Source organism: Sporofaciens sp. SGI.106 (genome assembly GCF_050314255.1).
GTDB lineage: Bacteria > Bacillota > Clostridia > Lachnospirales > Lachnospiraceae > Claveliimonas.
The window spans coordinates 50396-70462 of record NZ_JBNPMZ010000011.1 but is presented as its reverse complement, the minus strand read 5'-3'; the positions used below and the strand labels follow the sequence as shown (position 1 = coordinate 70462).

At 43.5% G+C, this 20067-nt stretch carries 19 protein-coding genes; 18 read left to right on the top strand and 1 reads right to left on the bottom strand.

The window, feature by feature from the left end:
- The first annotated feature begins 76 nt into the window (after nucleotides 1-76).
- From rpmE to ACQRCC_RS09475, 18 genes are all read left to right on the top strand, one after another.
- Complete coding sequence (rpmE, locus tag ACQRCC_RS09560; RefSeq protein WP_427850590.1) at nucleotides 77-280, top strand: 50S ribosomal protein L31; 204 nt, start codon at nucleotides 77-79, stop codon at nucleotides 278-280.
- Between the two features lie 78 nt (nucleotides 281-358).
- On the top strand, nucleotides 359-1345 hold the full coding sequence (locus ACQRCC_RS09555; RefSeq protein ID WP_427850589.1) for a DUF1385 domain-containing protein: 987 nt from the start codon (nucleotides 359-361) through the stop codon (nucleotides 1343-1345).
- Nucleotides 1287-2150, top strand: a complete 864-nt coding sequence (gene prmC, locus ACQRCC_RS09550) for a peptide chain release factor N(5)-glutamine methyltransferase (RefSeq protein WP_427850588.1) — start codon at nucleotides 1287-1289, stop codon at nucleotides 2148-2150. The genes ACQRCC_RS09555 and prmC overlap by 59 nt, the downstream gene beginning before the upstream one ends.
- A 41-nt stretch (nucleotides 2151-2191) precedes the next feature.
- Entirely contained in the window at nucleotides 2192-3265 is a 1074-nt protein-coding gene (prfA, locus tag ACQRCC_RS09545; protein WP_427850587.1) for a peptide chain release factor 1, read from the top strand.
- 119 nt (nucleotides 3266-3384) lie between these two features.
- Nucleotides 3385-4290 carry a DUF2156 domain-containing protein gene (locus ACQRCC_RS09540; RefSeq protein WP_427850586.1) on the top strand — a complete coding sequence of 302 codons (906 nt, stop codon included), beginning with the start codon at nucleotides 3385-3387 and terminating at the stop codon, nucleotides 4288-4290.
- A 32-nt stretch (nucleotides 4291-4322) separates the two neighbouring features.
- Nucleotides 4323-5516, top strand: coding sequence for a pyridoxal phosphate-dependent aminotransferase (locus tag ACQRCC_RS09535; protein ID WP_427850585.1), 1194 nt, complete (start codon nucleotides 4323-4325; stop codon nucleotides 5514-5516).
- A 33-nt stretch (nucleotides 5517-5549) separates the two neighbouring features.
- Nucleotides 5550-6608 carry a histidinol-phosphate transaminase gene (gene hisC, locus ACQRCC_RS09530; RefSeq protein ID WP_427850584.1) on the top strand — a complete coding sequence of 353 codons (1059 nt, stop codon included), beginning with the start codon at nucleotides 5550-5552 and terminating at the stop codon, nucleotides 6606-6608.
- Between the two features lie 16 nt (nucleotides 6609-6624).
- Nucleotides 6625-7137, top strand: a complete 513-nt coding sequence (locus ACQRCC_RS09525; protein WP_427850583.1) for a COG2426 family protein — start codon at nucleotides 6625-6627, stop codon at nucleotides 7135-7137.
- Nucleotides 7138-7168: 31 nt separating this feature from the next.
- Entirely contained in the window at nucleotides 7169-8017 is an 849-nt protein-coding gene (locus ACQRCC_RS09520) for an AraC family transcriptional regulator (protein WP_427850582.1), read from the top strand.
- A 95-nt stretch (nucleotides 8018-8112) separates the two neighbouring features.
- A complete protein-coding gene (locus ACQRCC_RS09515) occupies nucleotides 8113-9597 on the top strand; it encodes an L-fucose/L-arabinose isomerase family protein (protein ID WP_427850581.1) in 1485 nt (494 codons plus the stop codon).
- Between the two features lie 23 nt (nucleotides 9598-9620).
- Complete coding sequence (gene xylB / locus ACQRCC_RS09510; RefSeq protein WP_427850580.1) at nucleotides 9621-11078, top strand: xylulokinase; 1458 nt, start codon at nucleotides 9621-9623, stop codon at nucleotides 11076-11078.
- 163 nt (nucleotides 11079-11241) lie between these two features.
- Nucleotides 11242-11826: a 50S ribosomal protein L25 gene (locus ACQRCC_RS09505; protein ID WP_427850579.1), complete on the top strand. Its 585-nt coding sequence runs from the start codon at nucleotides 11242-11244 to the stop codon at nucleotides 11824-11826.
- A gap of 149 nt (nucleotides 11827-11975) precedes the next feature.
- Complete coding sequence (locus ACQRCC_RS09500) at nucleotides 11976-13607, top strand: diguanylate cyclase (RefSeq protein WP_427850578.1); 1632 nt, start codon at nucleotides 11976-11978, stop codon at nucleotides 13605-13607.
- A gap of 201 nt (nucleotides 13608-13808) precedes the next feature.
- Entirely contained in the window at nucleotides 13809-15131 is a 1323-nt protein-coding gene (locus tag ACQRCC_RS09495) for a TrkH family potassium uptake protein (RefSeq protein ID WP_427850577.1), read from the top strand.
- A 12-nt stretch (nucleotides 15132-15143) separates the two neighbouring features.
- The gene (locus tag ACQRCC_RS09490; RefSeq protein WP_427850576.1) at nucleotides 15144-15791 is read left to right on the top strand and encodes a potassium channel family protein; all 648 of its coding nucleotides are present in this window, start codon (nucleotides 15144-15146) and stop codon (nucleotides 15789-15791) included.
- 24 nt (nucleotides 15792-15815) lie between these two features.
- Nucleotides 15816-17948 carry an ATP-binding protein gene (locus tag ACQRCC_RS09485; protein ID WP_427850575.1) on the top strand — a complete coding sequence of 711 codons (2133 nt, stop codon included), beginning with the start codon at nucleotides 15816-15818 and terminating at the stop codon, nucleotides 17946-17948.
- A complete protein-coding gene (locus ACQRCC_RS09480; protein ID WP_427850574.1) occupies nucleotides 17941-18639 on the top strand; it encodes a response regulator in 699 nt (232 codons plus the stop codon). Before ACQRCC_RS09485 ends, ACQRCC_RS09480 begins: the two co-directional genes overlap by 8 nt.
- 82 nt (nucleotides 18640-18721) lie before the next feature.
- Nucleotides 18722-19204, top strand: a complete 483-nt coding sequence (locus ACQRCC_RS09475) for a superoxide dismutase family protein (protein ID WP_427850573.1) — start codon at nucleotides 18722-18724, stop codon at nucleotides 19202-19204.
- 47 nt (nucleotides 19205-19251) lie between these two features.
- On the opposite strand, the gene ACQRCC_RS09470 is transcribed toward ACQRCC_RS09475, so the two are convergent.
- Nucleotides 19252-19959 carry a hypothetical protein gene (locus tag ACQRCC_RS09470; protein ID WP_427850572.1) on the bottom strand — a complete coding sequence of 236 codons (708 nt, stop codon included), beginning with the start codon at nucleotides 19957-19959 and terminating at the stop codon, nucleotides 19252-19254.
- Nucleotides 19960-20067 lie beyond the last annotated feature (108 nt).

Genomic DNA, 20067 nt, shown 5'->3' with positions numbered 1-20067 from the left:
TACAATCAAAAAGCTGTTTAATAGAAAGAAAGTAATGATGCGCAAAGCGTAAGTTAATAAAGAAGAGGTGAAAGTAATGAAAGAAGGAATACATCCAAATTATCATCAGGCAACAGTAACATGCAACTGTGGTAACACATTCGTGACAGGTTCTACAAGCGAAGATATCCACGTAGAAATCTGCTCCAAATGCCATCCGTTCTACACAGGACAGCAGAAAGCTACACAGGCTCGTGGCCGTGTTGATAAATTTAACAAGAAATACGGATTGGATAAATAATACTGGCAGGTATCGGGTTGAGGTTGTTACAGATCTCAACCCTTTCTGTTATAGGGCAATCCTGAAAGGAAGAAGAATATGAAATCATCAAATATCGGCGGTCAGGCAGTCATGGAAGGAATCATGATGAAAAGTGGCGATGATTACGCTGTTGCTGTCCGGAAAGAGGACGGGGAGATCGTGGTAGATAAACAGACTTATCACAGCATCACCGGTAAGTTTCAGGGCCTTACGAAAATTCCTTTCGTGAGGGGTGTGTTTAACTTTATAGATTCTATGGTACTGGGGATGCGTACCCTGATGTTCTCGGCAAGCTTTTTTGAAGATGACGGGGAAGATGAGAAGGGACCGCTTTCAGAAGCAGAACAGCTTAAAAAGGAAAAACAGGAAAAATGGCTGATGGGAGGAACGATGGCGTTTTCTCTGGTTCTGGCAATCGGAATCTTTATGGTTCTGCCCTATTTTCTTTCAAGCCTTCTGAAGCCTTTGATACCTTCCTATAATCTGAGAACCGTTATTGAAGGCTTTGTCCGGGTAGGAATCTTTGTATTATATGTGCTTTTGATATCCAGGATGAAGGACATTCAGAGAACCTTCATGTATCACGGGGCAGAGCACAAGTGTATTAACTGTATTGAGCATGGGCTGCCTCTTACGGTGGAAAATGTAAGAATCAGTTCCAGACAGCACAAGAGATGTGGAACCAGCTTTTTGTTTTTCGTTCTGGCAATCGGAATCCTTCTGATGTTTATTGTTCGGGTGGAGTCCACTCTGATGCGTGTAGTCGTTCGTATCGCACTGCTTCCTGTAATCGCAGGGATTTCCTATGAAGTGCTGAAGCTGGCGGGAAGAAGTGACAATGCACTGGTGAATATCCTGAGCAAGCCGGGACTGGCGATTCAGAAGCTGACAACAAAAGAGCCGGACGACAGTATGATCGAAGTGGCAATCTGTGCCGTGGAAGCAGTATTTGACTGGAAAAAGTATGAAGAGGAGAACTTTTCGTATGACGAGAAAAGAAGCATGGGAACATGGACGGAAGATTCTTGCGGATGCCGGAATTGAGGAACATACCCTGGACGCGTGGTATCTTCTGGAATGGGCAGCAGGAATCAGCCGAACCCAGTATTATATGGAGCCTGATCAGGTGCTTGACAAGGAAGCTGAGAGCAGATATCTTGCCGGAATTAAGAAGCGCAGCGGGAGAATTCCCCTGCAGCATATTACCGGTGAGCAGGAATTTATGGGGCTTGCCTTCTATGTAAATGAGCATGTGCTGATACCCAGGCAGGATACGGAGACTCTGGCAGAGCTGGCACTGAAACACATCAGACCCGGAATGAAAGTTCTCGATATGTGTACCGGCTCTGGCTGTATCATCATCAGCCTGGAAAAGCTGTCACGGAAGCAGCGTAATATCTGCAAAGCGGAGGAAGAGTCCTTCTTTGTGGGGGTGGATATTTCCGGGGAAGCTCTTGAGATAGCGCAGGAAAATGTAAACCTTCAAGGGGCGGATGTTAGACTGATTCAGAGCGATTTATTCGATAAAATAGAAGGAAAATACGATATGATCGTTTCCAACCCGCCCTATATCCGGACGGAGGAGATACAGGAACTTCAGGATGAAGTCCGTCTGCATGATCCGTTTATTGCTCTGGATGGCCGGGAAGACGGCCTGTATTTTTATCGCAGAATTATATCAGACGGAAGAAAGTATCTGAATCCGGGAGGCTGGCTGATGTTTGAAATAGGCTGTGACCAGGGACCGGATGTTTCGCGGCTTATGAAGGAAGCGGGATACGAAGAGATAAGTGTAAAAAAGGACCTGGCAGGTCTTGACCGTGTCGTTTCCGGCATGTACAATATTTGAGAAGAAAATAGTGTGAAAACCGATAGAGTGGAGGAAATACCATGTTTGACAGATTAGAAGATTTAGTCATTCATTTAGAAGAAATATTAAATGAGCTGCAGGAACCGGATGTTGCAAGTGATCCGAAGCGCTTCCGGAAGCTCATGAAAGAGCAGAATGAGCTGACCCCCATCGTAGAGGCGTATAAAGAATATAAGGCATGTAAGCAGAACATTGAAGACAGCCTTCAGATGCTGGAGGAGGAGTCTGATGAAGAGATGCGTGAGCTTGCAAAAGAGGAATTGAATGATTCCAAGGCAAGAGTAGAGGAACTGGAGAAAGAGCTTAAGATCCTGCTTCTTCCGAAAGATCCTAATGATGAGAAGAATGTTATCGTGGAGATTCGTGCCGGTGCCGGCGGAGATGAGGCTGCACTTTTTGCGGCTGAGATTTACCGTATGTATCTGCACTACGCAGAGAGCCGCCGCTGGAAGGTAGAGATGGTGGAATGTGAGGAGATCGGAATCGGAGGTATGAAGAATGTAACCTTCATGATTAATGGTCAGGGAGCATATTCCGTAATGAAATATGAATCCGGTGTACACCGTGTACAGCGTGTGCCGGAGACAGAGTCCGGCGGACGTATTCATACATCAACGATCACAGTGGCAGTGATGCCTGAGGCGGAAGATGTGGATATTCAGATTGACGAAAAAGATATCCGTATCGATGTCATGCGTGCATCGGGAAATGGAGGACAGTGTGTCAATACTACCGATTCCGCGGTTCGTCTGACCCATTACCCGACAGGTATTGTTATCTACAGTCAGACCGAGAAGTCACAGCTGCAGAATAAGGAGAAAGCATTTGCCCTTCTGAGAGCCAAGCTTTATGACATGGAATGCCAGAAACGCCATGATGCGGAAGCAGAGGCAAGAAAGAGCCAGATCGGAACGGGTGACCGCTCCGAGAAGATCCGTACTTATAACTTCCCGCAGGGTCGTGTGACAGACCACAGAATCGGTCTTACCCTTTATAAGCTGGATAAGATTATGAATGGTGATATTCAGGAGATCATTGATGGCTGTATTGCGGCAGACCAGGCAGCAAAATTAGCGAAGATGCAGGATGAATAAGAATAAAAAAGTGTGCTTTATATCAGCCTGAAAGGCTGATATAGGGCGCTTTTTGGTTGTATGAAAAAAAGATTCATGATATACTAAAGGATATGTCAGAAGAAAAGAGAAGGTACAAGATGATTGAGATTAATTTCAAAAGAGCAGAACTGGAGGATAAAGAAGTAATTTCTCATTATTTTAAGCACCACACCAGTCGGAGCTGTGAGAGGACTTTTGTCAATGTTTATCTCTGGTCCAGACATTATAAAGTACAGTTTGCTATCGTGGAAGATACGCTGGTATTTAAAAGTGAGGATGATGGACTTGCGTTTGCATTTCCGGCAGGGGAACCTGAGAATGTGAAGAGGGCTCTGGAGGTGCTGATGGAGTACAGTAAAGAGCAGGGATATGCGTTCTGTATGTATAATGTGACACCGGATAATTTTGCCCTGCTTGAACACTGGTATCCGGGAAGATTTCAGATTGAGTATAATGAAGACGATGCAGACTACGTCTATGAATCAGAAAAGCTTGCTACTTTGTCCGGTAAAAAGCTGCACAGCAAGCGAAACCATGTAAATAAATTCAAGACAGAATATGAAGGACGCTGGAGTTACGAGCCGATTACAAAGGATAATCTGGAAGAATGCTTTCAGATGGGATTAAAATGGCGGAATGAAAATGGATGTGAAGAGGACATTGAAAAGAATGCAGAGATATGTGTGACGCTGAATTCCCTTCGCCTGTTTGAGGAGCTGGAGCTGGTGGGAGGTATCCTGAGAGTTGATGGGGAAATCGTGGCATTTACCATTGGAGAACCCATCTGTTCCGATACTTTTGTAGTCCATATTGAGAAGGCATATGCAGATATTCCGGGAGCATACAACATGATCAACCAGCAGTTTGTGGAGCATGAATGTATGAATTATAAATATGTAAACAGAGAAGAAGATACCGGATCAGAGGGACTCCGGAAGGCAAAACGTTCCTATCGGCCGGTGTTTATGGTGGAAAAAGGAGACGTAACGGAAATTCAACAATGACAATATATTAAAAAGACAGGAGAGAAAAGAGAATGATAGCTGAAAAAATGAAAGGTATGGTGGCAAACAGTTCCGCCATCCGTGCAATGTTTGAAGAAGGTAACCGTCTGGCAGGAATCTACGGGGCAGAGAATGTATTTGATTTTAGTCTGGGCAATCCGAATGTGGCAGCACCGGAGGCAGTTAAAAAGGCAATTATTGAGCTTCTTGACGAGGAAAATCCGGTGGTTCTCCATGGATATACCAACAGCAACTGTGGATACGCTGATGTGAGACAGGCTGTGGCAGATTCTCTGAATGAGCGTTTTGGAACGGCATTCGAGGGAAAAAATATTGTTATGACCGTGGGAGCGGCAGGCGGACTGAATGTAATACTGAAGACTCTGATCAATCCGGGAGATGAGGTTATTGCTTTTGCACCGTATTTTGGAGAATACCGTTCCTATACCAATAATTACGATGGTGTTTTGGTGGAAATCTCCCCGAATACCGTGGATTTTCAGCCAAAACTGGACGAATTCGAGCAGAAGATCACACCGAAGACCAAAGTAGTAATTGTAAATACACCGAACAATCCTACCGGAGTAGTTTATTCCGAAGAAACCATCAAGAAGCTGGCTGCCATTATGGAAGCAAAACAGAAGGAATTCGGTACAGATATTTATCTGATTTCCGACGAGCCGTACCGTGAGCTTGTATACGATGGAGTAGAAGTACCGTTCCTCACAAAATATTATGCAAATACCATTATCGGGTATTCCTACAGCAAATCCCTGTCTCTTCCGGGAGAACGTATCGGATATCTGGTCATTCCGGATGAGGTAACCGACAGTGAGACCGTTCTGTCTGCCGCAAATGTGGCAACACGTATTCTGGGATTTGTAAATGCACCGACTCTTCAGCAGAAGGTTGTTGCAAAATGTCTGAATGAGAAGACGGATATTTCCTTCTATGACAGAAACAGGGAAACCCTTTATAACGGACTGCGTGACTGTGGATTTGAATGCATTAAGCCGGAGGGCGCTTTCTATCTCTTTGTGAAGTCTCCGGTTGCAGATGAAAAGGAATTCTGTAATGCAGCAAAGAAATACAATATCCTGATCGTACCGGGAAGCTCTTTCGCATGTCCGGGATATGTAAGACTGGCATACTGTGTGTCTTATGAAACAATCGTAAATTCACTGCCGAAGTTCAGAGAGCTGGCAAAGGAGTATTCTTTAGTTTAATAAGACAGAAGTTACTGAAAAGGAGACGGATAAATGAAGGCATTTGAGAAAAATATACGAAAAGTGGAGCCGTATGTGCCGGGAGAACAGCCGCAGCGTAAGGTAATAAAATTAAATACCAATGAAAATCCCTATCCTCCGGCACCGGGGGTGACTCAGGCTATACAGAATCTGAGTGTGGACAGACTGCGCCTGTATCCGGATCCTACATCGAAGGTGCTGGTGGATGCGCTGGCAGAATATTATGGCGTAGGTCCGGATCAGGTGTTTGTAGGCGTGGGTTCCGACGATGTATTATCCATGTGTTTTCTTACATTTTTTAACTCGGAAAAGAAAATACTGTTTCCGGATATTACCTATTCTTTTTATAAGGTGTGGGCAGATCTGTACCGGATTCCGTACGAATGTCAGAAGCTGGATGAGAACTTCCACCTTGTAAAGGAAGATTATTATAAGGAAAATGGAGGAGTTATTTTCCCGAATCCCAATGCCCCGACAGCAATATATGAGGATCTGGATTTTGTGGAGGATATCATTGCCCATAATCAGGATGTCATAGTCATTGTGGATGAAGCATATATTGACTTTGCGGGAAGATCAGCGATAGAGCTGATTGATAAATATGAGAACCTGATCGTAGTGCAGACATTTTCCAAGGCCCGTTCCATGGCAGGAATGCGGATTGGCTACGCCATCAGTAATCCGAAGCTGATCAAGTATCTGAATGACGCAAAATATTCTTTCAACTCCTATACCATGAACCAGACCTCACTGGCATATGGTGTGGAAGCGGTGAAAGATAAGGCTTATTTCGAAGAAACTGTAGGAAAAATCGTAGAAACGAGGGAATGGGCTAAGGAAGAATTCAGGAAGCTTGGATTTGAATTCCCGGATTCAAAGGCCAATTTCATCTTTGTCACACATCCGAAATATGACGCCAGAGAAATATTCGAGGCATTGAAGGCCAACGATATATTTGTAAGATTCTGGGGAAGCGAGAGAATTGAACAGTATCTCCGTGTGACAATAGGAACCAGAGAAGAAATGGAAGTATTATTTGATTTCCTTAGAAAATATTTTGCAGAAAAATAAATGATTGGAGATAGTTATGACAGAAACATTAGTACAGAGTGTAATTGATGCACTTAGCGGAAGCTTTGGGAAAGAGGCAATTGTATTTATCATTTCCATGATTCCGATTCTGGAGCTTCGAGGTGCACTTCTGGTGGCGGGACCGATCCTTGGTGTTCCGGTGTCCACTGCCATCCCTCTTTGTGTGATCGGGAATATTATTCCCGTTCCGTTTATCCTGCTTTTAATCACACCGATTTTTAACTGGATGAAAGGAACGAAGATATTTAAGCCTCTTGTGGATAAGCTGGAGGCAAAGGCCATGAGTAAGAGTGATAAGATTGAAAAATATGAATTCTGGGGGCTGGTGCTCTTTGTTGGAATACCGCTTCCGGGTACGGGAGCATGGACCGGATCTCTGATTGCAGCACTTCTTGGCATTAAGTTCAAGAAAGCATTTCCGGCGGTAATCATCGGGATCTGCATGGCAACCGTAATTATGTGGTTCGTTTCTTATGTACTTCTCGGCGGCGTGAATCTTCTGGGATAGCTCCGGCAATATTGTCGGCAGGAGGTATTCTATGGATAACTTACATGAAATCATTATTCCAAATAGCGACCTTCCCTTTAAATTTTTCATATTTGAAGGGAAGGACGGTAATTATATACGGCAGAAACACTGGCATCGGTCTGTTGAGATATTTGCTCTTTTTGAGGGAGAACTTGAGTTTTTCATTGAAGAAAAGCAGTATTCTTTAAGGCCGGGGCAGTTTATGCTGGTCAATTCTAATGAGGTACATTCTGTACACTCACCGAAGGCAAATAAGACAATTGTACTTCAGATTCCCCTGGCAACATTTGAAAAATATTATACAGACGACAGATTCATTTATTTTACTCACAGTTCCAGACTTCAGGATGAGGAGATCATGTATCTGATCGGGGATATGTATGAGACTTATCTGGAGAAACCCTGTGGATATGAATTGAAGGTTCAGAGTCAGTTCTATATGTTGATCTATATTCTGGTTACCAGGTATCGGGAGGCAGAACCGGATCCGGAAAAGGTAAGGCAAAATCGAAAACTGAACCGGTTATCCGGAATTACGGCATACATAAAGGAGAATTATGAGAAAGAGCTGACGCTTGTGGATCTGGCGGGTATTTTCGGATATTCTCCAACCTATCTTTCCAGAATGTTCCAGAAGTATGCAAAAATAAATTACAAGACCTATCTTGATAATGTCCGGCTGGAACATGCCTATGAGGACATGGTTTTAACCACATATTCGATTGGGGAGATAGCCGGGCGGAATGGATTTCCTAACAGCAAGGCATTTGCAAAGGTATTTAAGGCCAGATACGGTGTCATGCCAAGTGAATTCCGAAAAAGTTCCGGAAAACTGAAAAAAGACAATTATTTGCCATAAATAAGTAAAAAAATCGGTAGAATGTACTGAAAAAAGTTGATATACTGACCTTATAAAGAACTTGAATGTATGAATATATAAGGAGGACAAGAAACATGAGTAATATGCCACAGGTAAAAATCGGAGTTGTTGCAGTGAGCCGTGACTGCTTCCCGGAAAGCTTATCTGTCAACAGAAGAGCAAATCTTATGAAAGCTTATACAGAGAAATACGGATCAGAAGGAATTTACGAGTGCCCGATCTGTATCGTAGAGAGCGAAATTCACATGGTACAGGCTTTGGAAGATGTGAAAAAGGCAGGATGTAATGCGTTAGTTGTATATCTTGGAAACTTTGGACCGGAGATTTCCGAGACTCTGCTTGCAAAGCATTTTGAGGGACCGAAGATGTTTATTGCTGCTGCAGAAGAGTCAGGAGACAATCTGCTCGATGGACGCGGAGATGCTTATTGCGGTATGCTGAATGCAAGCTATAATTTAAAGCTTCGCAACATTAAGGCATACATTCCGGAATATCCGGTTGGAGATGCAGAGGAATGTGCAGATATGATTCATGAGTTTCTTCCGATCGCAAGAGCAATTGAAGGACTGAATAATCTGAAGATCATCAGCTTTGGACCGCGTCCGCTGAACTTCCTTGCATGTAATGCACCGATTAAGCAGCTCTATAATATGGGAGTGGAAATCGAAGAAAATTCTGAGCTGGATCTGTTTGAAGCATTCAACAAACATGCGGGAGATGAGAGAATTCCGGCTGTTGTTGAGGATATGGCGAAAGAACTGGGAACAGGAAATAAGAAACCGGAGATCCTTTCCAAGCTTGCACAGTATGAACTGACACTGAAAGACTGGATCGAAGAACACCGCGGTTACCGCAAATATGTTGCTATCGCAGGAAAATGCTGGCCGGCATTCCAGACACAGTTCGGTTTTGTACCATGTTTTGTGAACAGCCGTCTGACCGCACAGGGAATCCCGGTATCCTGTGAAGTAGATATTTACGGAGCACTCAGTGAGTTTATTGGAACGGTTGTAAGTCAGGATGCGGTAACTCTTCTGGATATCAACAACTCCGTGCCGAAGGATATGTACGAGTCAGAGATCAAAGGAAAATATAACTATACTCAGAAGGATACTTTCATGGGATTCCACTGTGGAAATACAGCTTCAGGAAAACTGGTTTCCTGCGAGATGAAGTATCAGAAGATTATGGCAAGAACACTTCCGGAAGAGGTTACACAGGGAACTCTGGAAGGAGATATTGCTCCTGGAGATATCACGTTCTTCCGCCTGCAGAGCACTGCCGATAATATTCTGCGCGCATATATCGCACAGGGAGAGGTCCTTCCGGTTGCATCCCGTTCCTTTGGAAGTATCGGTGTATTTGCAATCCCGGAGATGGGAAGATTCTACCGCCACGTACTGATTGAGGGAGGTTATCCGCATCACGGAGCCGTTGCTTTCGGTCATTTTGGAAAAACATTGTACGAAGTATTCAAGTACATAGGTGTTCCGGTGAATGAGATCGGATACAATCAGCCGGCAGGCGTGAGATATCCGACAGAGAATCCATGGGGATAATCAAACAGGCAGGAGAAAAACAGATGTTATATATAGGAGTTGATCTGGGAACTTCAGCAGTGAAGCTGCTTTTGATGGATGAGACAGGTGTTATTAAAAATATTGTGTCCAAAGAATATCCTTTATTCTTTCCTCATCCGGGCTGGTCAGAGCAAAGGCCGGAAGACTGGTTCACCCAGTCTATGGAGGGAATCAAAGAGCTGACGGAAGGCTGTGACAAAGCTCAGGTGGCAGGAATCAGCTTTGGCGGACAGATGCATGGTCTGGTGGCACTGGACAGTGAGGATCAGGTGATACGTCCGGCGATTCTGTGGAATGACGGAAGAACCGGAGAGGAAACGGATTATCTCAATCAGGTAATCGGCAAGGATAAGCTTTCCGAGTATACTGCAAATATTGCATTTGCAGGATTCACAGCACCGAAAATTCTCTGGATGAAGAATAATGAGCCGGAAAATTTTGCAAAGATTGCAAAAATCATGCTGCCGAAGGATTATCTGGCGTATCAATTATCCGGTTCCTTCTGTACAGATGTATCGGATGCATCCGGCATGCTTCTGATGGATGTGAAAAATCGCTGCTGGTCTAAAGAAATGATGGATATCTGTGGAGTAACAGAGGCTATGCTTCCAAAATTGTATGAGAGTTATGAAGTGGTAGGAACTCTGAAAGAGGATATCGCAAAAGAACTGGGATTATCCCGGGAGGTAAAGGTTATCGCAGGAGCCGGCGATAATGCGGCGGCAGCAGTCGGAACCGGCACGGTAGGTGACGGAATGTGCAACATCTCTCTTGGAACCTCCGGTACTATTTTCATTTCCAGTAAGAATTTTGGAGTGGATGAGAACAACGCTCTTCATTCTTTTGCACATGCAGACGGCAGCTATCATCTGATGGGATGCATGCTGAGTGCAGCATCCTGCAATAAATGGTGGAATGAAGAAATATTAAAGACGAAAGATTTCGCAGCAGAGCAGGCAGGTATTACGAAACTTGGAGAGAACAATGTATTTTATCTTCCATATCTGATGGGAGAACGTTCTCCTCACAATAACCCGAAGGCAAGAGCTATGTTCATAGGAATGTCCATGGATACTACCAGAGAAGATATGACGCAGGCAGTGCTGGAAGGTGTGGCATTCGGTCTTCGTGATTCACTTGAGGTGGCAAGAAGCCTTGGAATCCGGATAGAGCGCACAAAGATCTGCGGAGGAGGCGCAAAGAGTCCTCTGTGGAAAAAGATTATCGCCAACGTCATGAACCTGAAGGTGGATGTGATAGAGAGCGAGGAAGGACCGGCACTCGGCGGAGCCATGCTGGCAGCAGTAGGCTGCGGCGAATATCCGGATGTGAAGGCAGCAGCTGATAGAATCGTTAAGGTAATCGATACGGTTGAGCCGGATCCGGAGCTGACCGCGAAGTACGAAGAGAGATATCAGAAGTTCAGGAAGATATATCCGACAGTGAAAGAACTGTATTAGAACAAAGTTGCATGAAAATCTTCTGAAAATTTCCTCATATTTGTGCAGTATTTATTTGTCTTGGGTGTTATAATACACATGTAACAAAAAGAAATACTTAACTGGACCTGCAGTCATTGTAGTACAGGCCCTCTAAGCATTCAGTTTTAGGAGGAAAAGATAAATGAATACTTTAAAAGCTGAAAAAAGAAACATGGAAATCAAGGCAAAAAGACTTAGACGGGAAGGATTTGTTACAGGAAATGTATTTGGTAAGAAAATTGAAAAGTCTATACCAATTAAGCTTGTAAGATCTGATGTGGATAAACTTCTCAAAGAACACGGAAAAGGCAGTCAGATTATGCTGGATGTAGATGGAGAGATGATGGATGTCCTGGTAAAGGAAATTGATTTTAACACCATAAAAGGCCAGGTGGATGAAATTGATTTTCAGGCTCTTGTAAAAGGAGAAAAGGTACACTCTGTTGCGGAAGTTGTTCTTTTGCATCACGAAAAAGTAACGACAGGCGTTCTGCAGCAATTAATTCATGAGATTTCTTATAAGGCAACACCGGATGCACTGGTCGAGAAAGTTGAGATTGATGTGAGCAACATGCGGGTAGGAGATACGATTTTCGTGAAAGATCTGGATATCGCTTCTGATAAGGATATTGATCTTCACACGGATCCTGAGGCAGCTGTGGTAACAGTCTATGAAGTACACGGCTCTGCTGCGGAAGAGGCGGAAACGGAAGAGACAGCTGAATAATCTTAAATGATATGAAAAAAAGCAGATTCAGATGTGAGAACATTTCTGAATCTGTTTTTTTGACAAAAATATTTGCTAAACCTATAGTTTTTTGACCTGAATTGTTATATAATGAGCTGTTCAATAAAACGAAAAGCAAGTGAGGCAATTTGAAAAATAATAACGCATTACATAAAATGGTTTTTCCTATATATCTGGTTGTTCTTTGCTGTACAGCTCTTCTTTTGATTCATCTGGGGGTTGATCATCATAATGATGTGATTCAGTTGAGAAAAGACACCGGTTACAGAAGCATAAAAGAGTTATCATATACAGAGATAAATAATTTCGATGCTCCGGCTGGTATTCAGAAAGAATACATACTGAATATAGACAATGTGGAAGGCGGTGAAAACTGTCTTGCCTTCTACCTGGTGCATTCTTATGCGCAGATATATATCGATGATGAAATGGTATACAGTCTGCAATGTAAAGATGGGGGTTCATCCGGTGAAACAGTGGGGTGCAAATGGATTTTTGTTCCGGTGACTCAGTTTGATTCCGGAAAGCAGATACGGGTTGTAATAACACCGGTGTATAAGGCTGTCAGTAAGAGAAGTGTGGAATTCTATGTCGGATCACGGTATGCGATTATCGCAAGCAGATTATTGGATGATCTGTCAGATATTATATTAAGTTTTCTGGCTGTTTTAATGGGTGGAATATTTATATTGATTTCTGTATTTTCGTGGATACAGAGGAAAAAAAATATAAGCCTGTTTTATCTGGGATTATTTTCCTGTTTTTTGGGTACATGGAAGATAACAGATATTCGGTCTGCTTCACTAATGTTTAAAAATAATCCGATGCTGGTTTCACAGATTTCGCTTATCATGCTGGGAATTTCAGTAGTACCGTTTGTATGCTTTATTAGAAAGCAATTCGAAAAAAATAAATATGTTTTTTTAGATGTAATTTGTTATATCTCCATTATTTCTGTCATGCTGCAGGTCATGCTTCAGTTTTTTGGGATAATGGATCTGAGAGAAACTCTGTTCATCAGCCATCTGGTAATCGCAACGGCAGCAGTAGCGGTGACTTTGGTGGTATTGAATGAATTTCGGAAGAAAAAAAGAAGTCGAAAGGTATGGATTACCCTGGGCTGCTTCCTGTTGTGTGTCGTGGGGGCAACTATTGATCTGATTTTTTTCTATGTGAATGGAACATCTCATGGGACTATGAGCATGATTGCAGTTTTTCTGATCTATATCGCTGTTATGGGGGCCGTATCCATAGCAGAATTAAATCAGCAGGCAACGATAGATTACAGTACCGGACTTTTCAATCGGAGCCGATGCAGAGAACTGTTGTCAGATCAGGCAATGATTCAGGGAGAAGTGTGCCTGATGATGTTCGATTTAAACCAGCTTAAGATGGTCAATGATACACAGGGACATGAAGCGGGCGACTACATGATCTCTCAATTTGCAGAAGTGCTTCGGAGAAATACTCCGGCCCGCGCGTTTTTGGGACGTTACGGGGGTGATGAGTTTATTGCTGTGATCAGGAAATGTGATAATGAACACGTATTAAAAATTTTAAAGAATATCTCTGATGAAGTGAAGAAGCATAATCAATCTGATATGAAAGTGAAGGTTGATTATTCGGTGGGCTACTCCATTTCGACAGAATTTGAAGAATGTACGATGGAAGATCTTCTGGAAAAGGCTGACTGTAGGATGTATGAGGACAAGAGAGCCTATTACGAAAAACTTGGTATGACTTATGAATCGCAGAAATAAAGAACATGGAATGACAAAGAAAGTGGTTTCTGTAGAAATACAGGAGCTGCTTTTTTTGTTGCGATTTTTATATAAATCTTTATACTATCTTAATCTCTTTTTTATCTTATTAATACAGCCTTTATAGCGGATGTGAGATGATTCATCTTAGAAGGAGTCCAATCTCCTTCCGGGATAAAGTGATATGAGGAGTAAGTGGAAATGAAAAAAAGGCGATGGACTTCATTTCAGATTATAATATGTGGTTTTGCATTGGTAATTCTCACAGGAAGTATTCTGCTTATGCTTCCTGTTTCAACGAAAGAAAGCGGAGGGGCACCGTTCCTGGATGCAGTGTTTACTGCTACGTCGGCGGTATGTGTGACGGGACTTGTGGTTCATGATACGGCAGCTTACTGGTCAGCATTTGGGCAGGCTGTGATTCTGGGGCTGATCCAGGTTGGAGGTATGGGAGTGGTGACCATTGCGGTGGCAGTTGCGATGGTGTCAGGAAGGAAAATAGGTCTGATGCAGAGGAGCACGATGCAGGAAGCAATTGCTGCACCTCATGTGGGTGGAATCGTACGGCTGACGGAATTTATCCTGAAAGCAACTCTGTTGATCGAATTGTTGGGTGCACTTGTTATGTTTCCGGTATTTTTTAAAGAATTCGGACTTGGAAAAGGAATATGGTACTCGGTTTTCCATTCCATATCTGCTTTTTGTAATGCCGGATTTGATCTGATGGGAATTCGGGCTCCACTCTCATCACTGACCGGATTTTCAGGGAATCCGGTGATTAATATTACAATTATGCTGTTGATTATTATCGGAGGAATTGGGTTCCTGACCTGGAGCGATATACGTACAAGAAAGTTTCATTTTCGGGAATACCGCCTTCAGAGCAAAGTGATTTTAAGTATGACAGTTTTATTAATCATCATACCGGCTGTGTATTTCTATTTTGGTGAATTCGGAGAACTGCCACAGAAGGAACGTATCCTGGAGTCGTTATTTCAGTCGGTAACTCCAAGGACAGCGGGATTTAATACGGCGGATCTTACGGCACTCAGTGAAACAGGGGTTGCGGTAATCATAATATTGATGATGATCGGCGGCTCCCCCGGTTCTACAGCAGGTGGAATGAAAACAACAACGGTAGCCGTTCTTGCTGCATCAGCATCAGCTGTATTCCGGAGAAGAGAAGATGCCCAGATGTTTGGACGCCGGTTTGCGACGGATACCATACGTTATGCGGCGGCGATTTTTATGATATATTTGATCCTTTTCTTAACAGGAGGAATGGTCATCAGTAAAGTAGAAGGAATTCCCATTCTGACCAGCTTGTTTGAAACAGCCTCGGCAATCGGAACAGTGGGGTTATCCCTTGGGATTACGGCACAGCTTGGGGTTCTGTCCCGTTGGATTTTGATTTTTTTGATGTTTTTTGGAAGAGTTGGGGGATTGACATTGATTTTTGCTGCGGTATCCGGAACGAAGATACATGGATCAAGATATCCTCAGGAAAAGATTACGGTAGGATAGGAGAGATAAGAAATGAAATCAATATTATTAGTAGGACTGGGAAGATTTGGAAGACATGTGGCTGTGAAATTACATGAACTGGGGCATCAGGTTATGGCAGTTGACAAACAGGAACAGAGGGTGGATGCAGTACTTCCATACGTTACGAATGCGCAGATCGGTGACAGCACGGATGAAGATTTCCTTGCATCTCTGGGTGTTCGGAATTTTGATGTGTGTATCGTAGGCATTGGAGATGATTTTCAGGGTTCGCTGGAGACAACTTCGTTATTAAAAGAGCTGGGAGCAAAATTCGTGGTATCCAGAGCAGCCAGGGATGTTCACGCGAAATTCCTGCTTCGAAACGGAGCAGATGAGATTGTATATCCGGAGAAGCAGCTTGCAACATGGACGGCAATCCGGTACAGTGCGGATCATATTTTCGATTACATAGAGTTAGGTGGAGAATATGCGATTTTTGAAATTGCTGTTCCGGATGCATGGAAGGGCAGAACGATCGGGCAGCTGGATATTCGTAAAAAGCACAACATCAATATCATGGCAACTAAGAGAAATGGAAAGCTGGATATGAATGTAACCCCGGATACGATGCTATCCGGAGAGGAAACCATGTTAGTACTGGGAAAAAATAAACATATACATAAGTGTTTTCATTTATAAATCAAAGATTTGCGGGGTGGGATTATGGAAAATGTACTATTGATCTGCGGATTGCTTGCTGCAGGAATGTGGGGATTTTCCCTTATGAAAAAAATAGATACATTTTTACAGGGAAATGAAGTGAATGAAGAGGTAAAAAGTGCTATAATTCTGGGAGAATCTACAACAAAGGATAGAATGACAAAAATGACAGCTGAAAATGAAAGAGAAGAACATGTTCTGGTCTGCCTTTCAACTTCTCCATCCAATGCAAAAAGCATTCGCACTGCCGCGCGTCTGGCACAGGCATTTAAGGGGACATTTACCGCACTTTTTGTGGAAACACCGGATTTTCAGTATATGGCGCAGGAAGACAAGCAGCGCCTTCGCTCTAATATCCGTCTGGCAAAAGAGCAGGGAGCCAGAATAGAAACGGTCTTCGGTGAGGATATTCCTTATCAGATTGCGGAGTTCGCCCGGCTTTCCGGTGTGACGAAAATCGTGCTGGGGCGCAGTATGGTAACAAGACGGTTTCCGTTTGGAAAGCCTCTTCTGACGGATAAACTGATTGCCTATGTTCCGAATACCGATATTCATATTATTCCGGATCAGTCGGTTAAGAGAATTTACCGGGGGAAGAGACAGAAGAGCAGACCTTTTATTGTCTGCTTTGCAGATATTCTGAAATGCGCAGCGGGACTCGCACTGGCAAGTATACTGGGACTTGTGTTTGAGAGACTTGGTTTTACCGAAGCAAATATTATTACGGTATATATTTTAAGCGTGCTGGTCGTTGCAGTGGTGACGACACACCGTATCTATTGCCTGATTTCATCTCTGGCAAGTGTGTTTGTGTTTAATTTTCTGTTTACAGAACCGAAATATACATTGTTTGCCTATGATCCGGGATACCCGGTGACTTTTCTTGTGATGTTCCTGGGCGCATTGATGGCGGGGACACTGGCTGCCCGTCTTAAGAACCATGCGAAACAGTCTGCACAGACGGCGTACCGGACTAAAATTCTCTTTGATACGGATCAGCTCCTGAATAAAGTAAAGGGGCGGGATGCAATCATAGATGTGGCGGCAAACCAGCTTGTGAAACTACTGGGAAGAAATATTGTAATCTATTTGTCTGAAAACGGTATGTTGAAAGAAGGACGAGCTTTTTATGTAAAACCGGAGACAGATACGGAGATTTATTCTACCGCCGAAGAAAAAGAAGTTGCAGAGTGGGTACTGGAGAATAATAAACATGCCGGAGCCGGAACCAGCCATTTTTCGAACGTCAGATGCCAGTATCTTGCGCTTCGGGTAAATGATAATGTATACGGTGTGGTTGGAATAGATTTGAAAGAGCAGGTACTGGACACATTTGAACACAGTATTCTTCTCTCCATCCTGGGTGAATGTGCCCTTGCTCTGGAGAATGACAAAAATGCCAGAGAGAAGGAAGAGGCTGCGATCGTTGCGAAAAATGAGCAGCTTCGTGCGAATCTTCTGCGGGCTATTTCCCATGATCTTCGTACACCGCTGACTTCCATATCCGGAAATGCAAGCAATCTGATCTCGAATGCGGAACAGTTTGATGAGCTGACAAAAAAGCAGTTATATACAGATATTTATGATGATTCCATGTGGCTGATCAATCTGGTGGAAAATCTGCTTGCGGTTACCAGGATAGAAGAGGGGAGAATGAACATCCGCATGTCGGCAGAGCTGATAGATGAAGTGATTGCAGAAGCACTGCGTCACGTAAACCGCAAAAGTGTGGAGCATGAGATCAGGGTGTGTGGTTCGAAAGAACTGCTGCTGGCGAAAGTTGATGCAAGGCTCATCGTTCAGGTTATCATTAATATTGTTGACAATGCTATCAAATATACACCGAAGGATTCTGTGATTGAGATTCGAACTAAGAAAGAGGAAGACCGTATTACTATTTCCATAGCAGATAACGGTCCCGGAATTGCAAAAGAAGATAAACCACATATTTTCGATATGTTTTATACCGGAGCCGGAAAAATCGGTGACAGCCGAAGAAGTCTGGGGCTTGGGCTTGCGCTCTGTAAAACAATAATCAATGCACACGGAGGAGAAATATGGCTGCAGGACAATGCGCCGACAGGATGTATTTTCTCATTTACACTGCGTGCTGAGGAGGTAAACTTACATGAATAAACCATTGATTCTGGTCGTAGAGGATGACGCGCCTGTGCGGAACCTGATTACAACTACATTGAAAGCACACGATTATCATTATTTGACTGCATCAACGGGTGAAACGGCTATAATGGAGGCCTCCTCCCACAATCCGGATGTGATTTTCCTGGATCTGGGACTGCCGGATATGGATGGAGTAGACATCATCCGGCGCATCCGTAGCTGGTCCAACCTTCCCATTATTGTGATCAGTGCGCGAAGTGAGGATACAGATAAGATAGAAGCACTGGATGCGGGAGCGGATGATTATCTGACCAAACCATTTTCTGTGGAGGAGCTTCTGGCACGTCTTCGGGTGACGCAGCGCAGACTTCTTTATATGGAGAATCAGGCACCGAGTCAGTCCGTATTTACCAACGGGGCACTGAAAATCGATTATGCGGCAGGGTGCGCCAGCATAGGGGAGAAGGAGCTACATCTGACCCCGATGGAGTATAAGCTTTTGTGCCTCCTCTCCCAAAATGTGGGGAAGGTATTGACGCACACCTTTCTGACGCAGAAAATCTGGGGCAGCAGCTGGGAAAATGATATTGCATCACTGAGGGTATTTATGGCCACCCTTCGGAAGAAGCTGGAGTCGGAGCCGGATTCACCCCAGTATATACAGACTCATATCGGAGTGGGGTATCGGATGTTGAAAGTTGAATAAGGGAAATTGTTAAGCAAGGCGGAGTGTGACAGGCACAACCGCCTTCTTTTTTTATATACTGGTTTAGAAGGAGTGTGATTATATGTTTTTAGAAAAGAAAATGCGGCCAAGTGCTACGGCAGAGATAAAGGGCAGTGAAAAATACAGATCGATTCGTGGAAAGGTGGATTTGTATGATACTTACGGAGGCACGATCCTTGTGGCGGCAATTTACGGAATTCCCGGCGAAATCACAGAAAAAAGCGGCGGTTTTCATGGTTTTCACATTCACGATGGGGGATCCTGCACAGGAAACGTAAGTGACCCTTTTGCAGATGCGGGGCAGCATTATAATCCGAAAAAGCTGCCCCATCCGGAACATGCAGGAGATCTGCCGCCAATATTAAGTAATAACGGTACTGCGTGGATGGCAGTTTATACAACACGGTTTTACCCGGAAGAAGTGATAGGAAAGACAATTATCCTGCATGATAAACCGGATGATTTTCATTCCCAGCCTTCCGGAAATTCCGGAGAAAAGATTGCATGCGGTGAGATCGTGGGCTGGGATAAGGATATGAGATAGATATGGACCTGTAAAGACGGAAATATGCATTTCCGGGGTGTTTTGCGTTATGCAGGAATCAAAACACAGGCACAGTATCCGGGACTGGGCTGGTAGCAATGAATGGTCAAAGTCCGGCCAATCTCCGGACTAAAGTCACAGATTACGCGTCTGGTACCGTTTAGAGCGACATCGGCGTAAGTTACCAGCCATTTTTTATCTCCGTTTTTGAAAACCTCGTAGAAAGAGTGATTGAGCATTTCGGAAACAGGTATGCCTTCAACAACAGCCATTTCGGCATTGCAGTAGCGGAAAATAAAGTCTACGCCGTGCCCGCATGCATCAAAGACCAGTTCAATGATACAAAAAGCCAATGGCATTTTGTCAAGCAGGCTACATTTTTCAAGAAGATCAAGCGGAATGTGACGATCCGTATCATCCTGCATTGCATGGGGCAGGTTCAAAGATTTCCTGACTTGTTTATGCTGGCTTACATTTCTCTTTCGCCCCTGAAAAATGCATCCATCCGTCATAGTATATAAACCCTCATCTGAAATGTTTACAATCTGATCTTTTCTCAGAGTGATACCTTTGGTAATATTCAGAAAATCATCTGTGGGTAAATACAATGCAATTTCTTTCATGGGAATTGTGGTAGTAAGTTTTTCTCCGTTAAGGAGAGTAATGATTGTATGCGGATTCTGGCGTGTAAGATACATGATGTCAGAATCCTTTATTTTTTTGCGCTCAAAATAGCGCGGCACATTATAATTCATAAGTTAACCATCCTTTACATTCTGAATTTATATTACTACAGATGATCTTAAATTACAATACAGGGAATTAAAACGCATAATAATAAACATATAATATGATGATAAATT